Origin of the sequence: Erwinia mallotivora (assembly GCF_000590885.1) — a bacterium.
Lineage (GTDB): Bacteria > Pseudomonadota > Gammaproteobacteria > Enterobacterales > Enterobacteriaceae > Erwinia > Erwinia mallotivora.
In genome coordinates this window covers 34,521-41,201 of the sequence record NZ_JFHN01000073.1, presented here as the reverse complement: position 1 = coordinate 41,201, position 6,681 = coordinate 34,521, and the positions used below count along the sequence as shown (strand labels likewise).

General features: G+C 46.4%; 6 protein-coding genes and 2 pseudogenes. 4 read left to right on the top strand and 4 right to left on the bottom strand.

Annotation, left to right across the window (positions count from 1 at the left end; all coding sequences use genetic code 11):
• Positions 1–158: pseudogene (locus BG55_RS22720) on the top strand (IS630 family transposase); the annotation flags it as partial.
• Between the two features lie 20 nt (positions 159–178).
• Here BG55_RS22720 and BG55_RS19295 read toward each other — a convergent pair.
• Positions 179–709, bottom strand: a pseudogene (locus tag BG55_RS19295) (D-hexose-6-phosphate mutarotase); the annotation flags it as partial.
• 947 nt (positions 710–1,656) lie between these two features.
• Here BG55_RS19295 and BG55_RS19290 point away from each other — a divergent pair.
• Complete coding sequence (locus BG55_RS19290) at positions 1,657–2,616, top strand: ChuX/HutX family heme-like substrate-binding protein (RefSeq protein ID WP_034941016.1); 960 nt, start codon at positions 1,657–1,659, stop codon at positions 2,614–2,616.
• Positions 2,617–2,917: 301 nt separating this feature from the next.
• Here BG55_RS19290 and gapA read toward each other — a convergent pair whose 3' ends face one another.
• Positions 2,918–3,913, bottom strand: a complete 996-nt coding sequence (gene gapA / locus BG55_RS19285; RefSeq protein WP_034941014.1) for a glyceraldehyde-3-phosphate dehydrogenase — start codon at positions 3,911–3,913, stop codon at positions 2,918–2,920.
• Between the two features lie 342 nt (positions 3,914–4,255).
• On the opposite strand from gapA, the gene msrB reads away from it, so the two are divergent.
• Positions 4,256–4,666 (top strand): peptide-methionine (R)-S-oxide reductase MsrB, encoded by a 411-nt coding sequence (msrB, locus tag BG55_RS19280; protein WP_034941011.1) that lies wholly within the window; start codon positions 4,256–4,258, stop codon positions 4,664–4,666.
• Between the two features lie 5 nt (positions 4,667–4,671).
• Positions 4,672–4,950: a YeaC family protein gene (locus BG55_RS19275; protein WP_034941009.1), complete on the top strand. Its 279-nt coding sequence runs from the start codon at positions 4,672–4,674 to the stop codon at positions 4,948–4,950.
• A gap of 5 nt (positions 4,951–4,955) precedes the next feature.
• Here the strand turns inward: BG55_RS19275 and pncA are convergent, their stop codons facing one another.
• Positions 4,956–5,570, bottom strand: a complete 615-nt coding sequence (pncA, locus tag BG55_RS19270) for a bifunctional nicotinamidase/pyrazinamidase (RefSeq protein ID WP_034941007.1) — start codon at positions 5,568–5,570, stop codon at positions 4,956–4,958.
• Between the two features lie 13 nt (positions 5,571–5,583).
• Positions 5,584–6,600 (bottom strand): asparaginase, encoded by a 1,017-nt coding sequence (ansA, locus tag BG55_RS19265; protein ID WP_034941004.1) that lies wholly within the window; start codon positions 6,598–6,600, stop codon positions 5,584–5,586.
• Positions 6,601–6,681: the final 81 nt, after the last annotated feature.

The window sequence follows — 6,681 nt, the reverse complement described above, 5'->3', positions numbered from 1 at the left end:
GGGTGAACCACGTTGAACGGCTATGGCAGGCACTGCACGACACAATAACCCGGAATCATCGGTGCCGGACAATGTGGCAACTGCTGAGGAAGGTTAGCCATTTTATGGAAACCGTCAGTCCATTCCCCGGGGCGAAACATGGGCAGGCAAAAGTGTAGCGGTATTAGGCGCACCTATTTAGGCCGCTGACCTCAACGTCAGCAATATCACCGACACAGAAATAGCTGTGCAGTGCCGCAGTGGCTTCATAGTCACCGTGTGCTTCAAGTTCAATCTCACAACTGTCGGTGAAACGAAAGCGCAGCAGAAGCGTGAATTCGTGTGGCCACAGCTCCAGAGTCTGCCGATCGCTTTTTAACATCAGTGTCAGCATGACACTTTTATCATTCTCATCATGAGCTGAGAGCGTCCAGGGGAGTGTACGTGCAAAACCATGAGCGGGTTCTCCAGCCGGGCCAAACCACGGCCAGCAGACCGGCACACCTCCCCTGATGGCTTTACCCTGGGTCCATGCGGTTTTCTCACTCAGCCAGATGACGGGTTTTTCTGCGGCGGGTTGCCAGGCAATCAGATGGGCCCCCTGTAAAGTCACGGCGGCACGTACTGCCGGGTGCACAATGATTAATACCGGTAGTTCGCCAATCTGACGGAGGGAAATGCAGGGCGTAATTTGTTCCAGTACCGGCAGTGAAAAAAGCGTCTCGTTCATAATCAGTCCTTTTCATTCATCAAAAAAGGCGACCGAAGTTGCCCCTGTTCAACATTGGAACGCAATAATTATTATGACAGATAAACAGCTATCTCATTCTACAAGATGAAACCACACCTTACAGCAGCAATTGAGACAATTTGCTAACACTCAAACCATTTCCATTTTGGGATTATCAATATAAGCAAAAGCGGTCCGGGTTATCAAACCTGTAAACAGAACTAAACCTTAAAATACTTTTATCTTTCCATCATCAGCTACCAGCGATCCGTGAGCAATGGTCGGAACCATGTCATCAACAACAGTCTGTTTATCTGTCCAGAAGAGGTACATCATTCATAATCAACAGTGTGAAACAGGAGGAATATCAATATGACTTATTTTTTATTCTGTGATCACCAAACAATTTTGTTAGATTGTTGCCCGCTTCAGACAATGAATTCATCATATCACGGATTTTTCTTAATACTTTCCAGCCCTGGTCAGTGCCCGCGGTTATAGCATGCATCAACTATCTGTACAGTATTCATATTAAGGCGAGAGGTAAATTATCACAATCAGCCTGATAGCGGAGGTTTATGGCTACAAAGACGATGTCATGGCTGTAGCGGTTCGCAATCGATATCTCTTCGAAGGGTAATGTATGCAAATTTTTTCCCACATTTACTGCAAATGAAAACACCACTGGCTCTCATTAAGTGATAAGGAAATCGCAATTCAGTCCATCGGGCTCACATTAACTGAAAATCAAATTTCTTATACCAGCCATAACTGTAACATACCCGGCCGACTAGTTTATTCTTGCTGATTGCCTGTTTAGATCAAATTTTAACTATAAATAGTCGTTTTATTATATCTACAAGGCTCTTATAGTTATATTAAACAAAGCTGTGCGAAAGCTGGGCACATAGAACGTTACAATAAAATTTAATTAAGGGAAATATTACATGCTAACTAAATCAGAAAGAAAACTTATAAACACAACTGAACGTGCGATGGGGATAAGTCTGAAGAACAACGATATTGCTAATAATCTCTCCAGTATTCATAAGTATATCAAAAACATATCAAATTTTGTTGAAACAAGGACATTCAACAGTGGGGCATCTCTGCATGTTAGCGGTGAATACAAAAATTCATATTCAAATGGTCATTTAATTTTAAATCCTAAAGGGATTGATTTGCGGTTCCTACCAGGGAAAGTAAAGTCTGTAAATATAAAAATTACTAAAAACGCAGACAATAATTATCGTCATAATATCACATTTAATAATGAAGAAAGGTCGGTTCAGGTGACAAGTTTTTTCTCTGACAGAATGATTCAGGATGAGCTTATCAAAAATTATCCGGTTGATCAGCAGACTGGTAAACTAATGGATATTGACACCACAAAATCCATTGAAGAACTATGGCGTAGTTTGACTGATGTCCATCATTTTTATCCTGTGCTCGAACAGAAAGGAATAAGTAAAATAGACGCATTAAGATCTGTTTCTGAGGATTTAGCTTTTCAGGTTAAAAAGGAAAGTGTATCTGAACTTCTTAATTACATATATTCTAAAAATGAAAAATTCATGATTTTTGTAGGTAATGATTCAGCCATTCAAATTTACACCGGTAAAATTGACAAAATAATTCAGCCAGGGAGATTCGCTAATTTAAATAAATATATTATTCATGGCACAACAGAAGAAAATGAAAAAGCGGTGTGTAAAATATCACCTGATTCTGTTGCTCAGGTTTGGGTGGTAAATAAATTCTCTGAGGGGCAGACAATAACCAGTCTTGAGGTTTTTGATAAAGATGATAATCATATCATTCAGTTCTATGGATGGAGAAAACGAGGGAAAAAACAAAGTAATAACTGGGAAAATATTATTAATAAGTTACCAAAAAATAAGGGATGATGTTTTTGAAAAATCGAGGATGCTATCAAAAATGTCTTTCATGATTATTGGCATTTAAGGATAGAGACTATAGCTTGCATGGCATTAGTAGTCCGTCTTGCCTGTTTGTGACGACGTATTTGATTTATCAGAGCTATCCAAATCCGACAATCCGGTGAGACAGTTTGTCTGTCTCATTTGGGTTGTTTATATCCTGCACGGGCGACCTGGAGATAGAGTTGAATGAAAAGGATTTAAAATACGTGTCTCACAGGCATAAAAAAAGGCGACCGGAGTCGCCTTCAGAATCTGTTTGTGACGCTTATTTAGCGATATGAGCAACCAGATCCAGTACTTTGTTTGAATAGCCGGTTTCATTATCGTACCAGGAAACCAGTTTAACGAAAGTATCGCTCAGGGCGATGCCTGCTTTTGCATCGAATACGGAAGTCAGTTTTTCACCGTTGAAATCGGTAGAAACCACTTCATCTTCAGTGTAGCCCAGAACGCCTTTCAGCTCGCCTTCAGCAGCAGACTTGATTGCTTCACAAATTTCTTTGTAAGAAGCCGGTTTAGCCAGACGTGCGGTCAGGTCAACCACAGAAACGTTTGGCGTTGGAACGCGGAACGCCATACCGGTCAGTTTACCGTTCAGCTCAAGGATAACTTTACCCACCGCTTTAGCAGCACCGGTAGAAGAAGGGATGATGTTCTGGGATGCGCCACGACCACCACGCCAGTCTTTGTGCGAAGGACCGTCAACAGTTTTCTGCGTTGCAGTCGTTGCATGAACGGTGGTCATCAGCGCTTCAACGATGCCAAACTTATCGTTGATGACTTTCGCCAGCGGTGCCAGGCAGTTAGTGGTACAGGAGGCGTTAGAAACGATTTCCTGACCGGCATAAGACTTGTGATTCACGCCCATAACAAACATAGGGGTGTCATCTTTTGATGGTCCGGTCAGCACAACTTTCTTCGCGCCTGCTTCAATGTGCTTACGTGCAGTTTCGTCAGTCAGGAAGATACCGGTGGCTTCAGCAACCACGTCCACACCAATTTCATTCCACTTCAGGTTGGCAGGATCACGCTCAGAGGTAACGCGGATGGTTTTGCCATTAACAACCAGATGGCCGTCCTTGACTTCAACGGTGCCATCGAAACGGCCGTGGGTGGAGTCGTATTTCAGCATGTAAGCCATGTAGTCGGCGTCCAGCAGATCGTTGATACCGACGATTTCGATGTCAGAACGCTGCTGAGCAGCACGGAAAACGATGCGACCGATACGGCCAAAACCGTTGATACCTACTTTGATAGTCATATATTCCACCAGCTGTTGTTAGTGAATAAAAGGTTGGCTGTAAAATTACAAAAACCTTGTCAGGCGTCAAGCGGAATCGGTTCAATAGTTGCGACAAATCAAACCGAACGACAGGAATTATTGCGCTTTTGCAACTTCCTCTGACGCCGCTAAGTACCCAATGTTGAGGCATCCTGCCTGAATATAAAGGGGTGATAAGGCTAAAGGGTGATCATGGTCACAATTTTATCCCGAGATCAGTTTCAGACTTCTGCGCAAGGTAAAAAAGCTCCCGGCGATGTTAAATATTTGTTAGCATAGTGGCTGCTATAATTTCTGAAACGCCCGCCTGAGAATAACATTATGGTTAATCATCCTGAATCACTGCATCCGGAAACTGAGCTGACGGAAATGCAGCGCTACGTTACACAGCAGCGGGGCACTGAACCGCCTTTTTCCGGCAAGCTGTTGCACAACAAAGATGACGGCATTTATCATTGTCTGGTCTGCAACGCGCCGCTATTTCTTTCAGCCAGTAAGTTCGATTCTGGTTGCGGCTGGCCCAGCTTTTACCAGCCCTGTAATGATGACGCGGTCAGATATCTTGAGGATGACTCACACGGGATGCAGCGTATTGAAATTCGTTGTGGCAGCTGTGATGCCCATCTTGGGCATGTTTTTCCTGACGGACCTCAGCCAACCGGTGAACGCTACTGCGTGAATTCCGCCTCGCTGAGTTTTACCAGTGATGATGGCAATAACATTAAAGGATAGTCGCTATGCCGCTGGATGAGATAATTGCAGCGATGACCCCTGACGTATATCAACGTCTGGTCACCGCAGTTGAAACGGGAAAATGGGCGGATGGGGTGGCATTGACCCCCGAGCAAAAAGAGAACAGTCTGCAACTTGTTCTCCTCTGGCAGGCCCGCCATAACGACCAGCCGCAGCATATGACGGTGGGAAAGGGCGGCGAGCTGGTAGTGAAAAGCAAACAGCAGTTGAAAGAAGAGTTTGGTATTACTGACGATCACCGGATGCCGATCCGTTTGCAGTAACATCGCTACAGGATAATGGCCCCTGCTGTGGCCATCTCCTCCAGCGCCCGCGCACTGTCACCCGGTTGTAAATCGACGCCACGACAGCCGGCGGAAATAACGGTTGTCGTGTATCCGCAGGCCAGTGCATCGAGCACGCTGTATTTTACGCAGTAGTCGGTTGCCAGTCCCATCACCGTCAATGCCACAATCTGTTGCGCTTTCAGCCAGCTGTCCAGCAAGGTTTTACTGCGCCGCCCGTTATCGTAGAAGGCACTGTAGCTGTCCACATTGACAGTCTGGCCTTTAAAAAAAAGCTCAGTAATCAGATGCTGATGCAGCGCGGGGTGCAGCTCTGCGCCTGAAGAGCCCTGAACGCAGTGATCGGGCCACCACACCTGAGACAGGCCATCCAGTTTTCCGCTGGTCCAGGGCGGCTGGCGCGCAGTCGAGGCAAAGCTACCATGTTCGGCGGGATGCCAGTCCAGGGTCGCCAGCACGGGCTGATCACGCTGATGAAACTCCGTTGCATACTGGTTAGCGATGGCAATCACCCGATCGCCTCCGCTGACAGCCAGCGCGCCGCCGGGACAAAAATCATTTTGTAGATCTATCAGTAACAGCGCCTGGCGAATCGTCATAATTTATTCCTGATTATTCTTCGGTAGTCAGCTCACCACGCAGATTAACCTGCATCTGCTGACGGACCTGCTCACTGGTTAAATCCTGACTAAGCAGAAAATGTAACTTGGTCAGGGTGGCTTCCACCGTCAGGTCGCCACCGCTGATTACACCAGCCAGCGCCAGAGCATTGCCGGTGGCATAGCCGCCCATATTGACCTTGCCGGACATGCACTGAGTCAGGTTAACGACCACAATGCCCCGCGCTGATGCTTCTTTCAGTTCGTTGAGAAAAGCCGGATTTTGCGGGGCATTGCCCACGCCGTACGAGCGCAGGATCAACGCTTTGACCGGCTGGCGCAGGAAATTACTTACCACATCAGCTGAAATTCCCGGATAGAGTGTGACCACGCCAACAGGCTGCGGGGTAACCGAATGAACAATCAGCTGGCCTTTGCCCATCGGGGCGGGTGGTGTATTCAGTCGGCGGATATGTATTCCGGCTTCCAACAGCGGGGGCAGATTAGGTGATGCAAAAGCGTTGAAACCATCGGCATGCGCTTTAGTGGTACGGTTGCCGCGAAACAGGTGGTTGTTGAAAAACAGCGAGACTTCACTGATCGGGTAGTTCGCCGCGATAAACAGGGCGTTCAGCAGATTTTGCTGTCCGTCAGATCTCAGCGCTTCAAGTGGAATCTGTGACCCTGTCACAATGACCGGTTTAGTCAGATTTTCCAGCATAAATGAAAGGGCTGACGCGGTAAATGCCATGGTGTCGGTGCCATGAAGGATGACAAAACCATCATATTGATCGTAATTGGCCTTGATATCATCCGCAATCGATTGCCAGTCCTGCGGTGTCATATCCGAAGAGTCAATCAATGGCTGATATTCATGAATAGTAAAGTCTGGCATCTCAGGACGATGGAATTCAGGCATGTCAGCCAGCTGGTTTTGCAGGTGGCCCGACACCGGAACATAGCCGTGGCTGGAACGTTGCATACCGATGGTTCCGCCCGTATAGGCAACGTAAATGGATTTTTTATGCATGGATTAACTCAGGCTTGCCAAAAGGCGAATTATAAGGGGAAAACTCGTGAAAAGCAGCCCGACAAGATGCCGGGCTGAACA